2 rRNA genes are annotated in these 3,234 nt (G+C 57.0%); both read right to left on the bottom strand.

The window, feature by feature from the left end:
- Positions 1–59: 59 nt before the first annotated feature.
- Positions 60–176, bottom strand: a 5S ribosomal RNA gene (gene rrf, locus AC5RUP_RS17175).
- A 179-nt stretch (positions 177–355) separates the two neighbouring features.
- Positions 356–3,234, bottom strand: a 23S ribosomal RNA gene (locus AC5RUP_RS17170); the annotation flags it as partial.

Genomic DNA, 3,234 nt, shown 5'->3' with positions numbered 1-3,234 from the left:
TGGTTAAACGCGGGAAGGCCCCGCCATCGTTGGCGGGGCCTTCCCGGTGTTCAAAGAATGTCCGGCGGCGACCTACTCTCCCACACCCTCCCGAGTGCAGTACCATCGGCGCTGTGGGCCTTAGCTTCCGGGTTCGGAATGGGACCGGGCGTTTCCCCCACGCTATGACCGCCGTAACCCTTCGTGCACGCCCGGAACCCTATGGTGGGGGTTGCCTGGCGGCAAATCTGGTGGTTACAAGCTTGTGCTTGGAACTGTATTCAATTGTTTGTTCCCTGGACGACAACGGGTTGTTGTCTGGGAACCACATAGCGGACGCGTAGCATGTTTTGATCACCCACCCGAAGGGGGTGGTGTGGTGTAAGTTATCGGACTATTAGTACCGGTCAGCTTCACGAGTCTTTCGTCCTCGCTTCCACATCCGGCCTATCAACCCAGTGGTCTGGCTGGGGTCCTCTCCCCCTAAAAGGGGATGGAAATCTCATCTTGAAGCCGGCTTCCCGCTTAGATGCTTTCAGCGGTTATCCAATCCGAACGTAGCTAATCAGCGGTGCACTTGGCAGTACAACTGACACACCAGAGGTTCGTCCGTCCCGGTCCTCTCGTACTAAGGACAGACCTTCTCAAATTTCCTGCGCGCGCAGCGGATAGGGACCGAACTGTCTCACGACGTTCTAAACCCAGCTCGCGTACCGCTTTAATGGGCGAACAGCCCAACCCTTGGGACCTACTCCAGCCCCAGGATGCGACGAGCCGACATCGAGGTGCCAAACCATGCCGTCGATATGGACTCTTGGGCAAGATCAGCCTGTTATCCCCGAGGTACCTTTTATCCGTTGAGCGACGGCCATTCCACAATGTGCCGCCGGATCACTAGTCCCGACTTTCGTCCCTGCTCGAGATGTCTCTCTCACAGTCAAGCTCCCTTGTGCACTTACACTCGCCACCTGATTGCCAACCAGGCTGAGGGAACCTTTGGGCGCCTCCGTTACTCTTTAGGAGGCAACCGCCCCAGTTAAACTACCCATCAGGCACTGTCCCTGACCCGGATTACGGGCCGAAGTTAGATGTCCAGAGTGACCAGAGTGGTATTTCAACGATGACTCCACCCGAACTGGCGTCCGGGCTTCACAGTCTCCCACCTATCCTACACAAGCCACACCGAACACCAATACCAAACTATAGTAAAGGTCTCGGGGTCTTTCCGTCCTGCTGCGCGTAACGAGCATCTTTACTCGTAGTGCAATTTCGCCGAGTTTATGGTTGAGACAGCGGGGAAGTCGTTACTCCATTCGTGCAGGTCGGAACTTACCCGACAAGGAATTTCGCTACCTTAGGATGGTTATAGTTACCACCGCCGTTTACTGGGGCTTAAATTCTCCGCTTCGCCCCCAAAGGGGCTAACAGGTCCTCTTAACCTTCCAGCACCGGGCAGGAGTCAGTCCGTATACATCGTCTTGCGACTTCGCACGGACCTGTGTTTTTAGTAAACAGTCGCTTCCCCCTGGTCTCTGCGGCCCTTACCCGCTCCGAAGCGCAAGGCTTCTTCACGGTCGGGGCCCCCCTTCTCCCGAAGTTACGGGGGCATTTTGCCGAGTTCCTTAACCATAATTCTCTCGATCGCCTTGGTATTCTCTACCTGATCACCTGTGTCGGTTTGGGGTACGGGCGGCTAAAACCTCGCGTCGATGCTTTTCTCGGCAGCATAGGATCACCGAATCCCCCCATACGGGGGTCCCGTCAGGTCTCAGGCTTCACGAACGGCGGATTTGCCAACCGTTCACCCTACATCCTTGGACCGGGACTACCATCGCCCGGCTCGGCTACCTTCCTGCGTCACACCTGTTAATACGCTTACCTCCCCGGATCGGGTCCCGCGCGCCCCGCCCATACTGGCCCCGAAGGGCACGGATGAACGGTTTGGGCGGTTAGCATCACCGGATTGGCATGGGCGGTTTTTCGCCGGTACGGGAATATCAACCCGTTGTCCATCGACTACGCCTGTCGGCCTCGCCTTAGGTCCCGACTTACCCAGGGCAGATTAGCTTGACCCTGGAACCCTTGATCATTCGGCGGACGGGTTTCCCACCCGTCTTTCGCTACTCATGCCTGCATTCTCACTCGTGTAGGCTCCACCACTGGCTTCCGCCGCAGCTTCACTGCCCACACGACGCTCCCCTACCCACCAGCGCTCCTGAACCACGAAGGCTTGGATAATACGCTGATGCCACAACTTCGGCGGTGTACTTGAGCCCCGCTACATTGTCGGCGCGGAATCACTTGACCAGTGAGCTATTACGCACTCTTTCAAGGGTGGCTGCTTCTAAGCCAACCTCCTGGTTGTCTGGGCAACTCCACATCCTTTTCCACTTAGCACACGCTTAGGGGCCTTAGTTGGTGGTCTGGGCTGTTTCCCTCTCGACTATGAAGCTTATCCCCCACAGTCTCACTGCTGCGCTCTCACTTGCCGGCATTCGGAGTTTGGCTGACGTCAGTAACCTTGTAGGGCCCATCGGCCATCCAGTAGCTCTACCTCCGGCAAGAAACACGCAACGCTGCACCTAAATGCATTTCGGGGAGAACCAGCTATCACGGAGTTTGATTGGCCTTTCACCCCTACCCACAGCTCATCCCCTCCATTTTCAACTGAAGTGGGTTCGGTCCTCCACGCGCTCTTACACGCGCTTCAACCTGGCCATGGGTAGATCACTCCGCTTCGGGTCTAGATCACGCCACTGCATCGCCCTATTCAGACTCGCTTTCGCTACGGCTTCCCCACACGGGTTAACCTCGCGACGTAACACTAACTCGCAGGCTCATTCTTCAAAAGGCACGCCGTCACAGCTACAAGGCTGCTCCGACGGATTGTAAGCACACGGTTTCAGGTACTGTTTCACTCCCCTCCCGGGGTACTTTTCACCTTTCCCTCACGGTACTTGTCCGCTATCGGTCATCAGGTAGTATTCAGGCTTACCAGGTGGTCCTGGCAGATTCGCACGGGATTTCTCGGGCCCCGTGCTACTTGGGATACTCTCCAAGCGGCGTCACGCATTACGGTTACAGGGCTTACACCTTCTCCGGCCGGCCTTTCAAGACCGTTCACCTATACGCACGCACTCACTTTCGCTGTCCGGCAGAACAGCAGCGGAAAGTCCCGCAACCCCGGCCATGCAACGCCCGCCGGCTATCACACATGGACCGGTTTGGCCTCTTCCGCGTTCGCTCGCCACTACT

The sequence above is a fragment of the Arthrobacter sp. Y3223151 genome (genome assembly GCF_059091125.1).
Note: the sequence above shows the minus strand (reverse complement) of the source record. Positions and strands in the feature narration are given on the sequence as shown.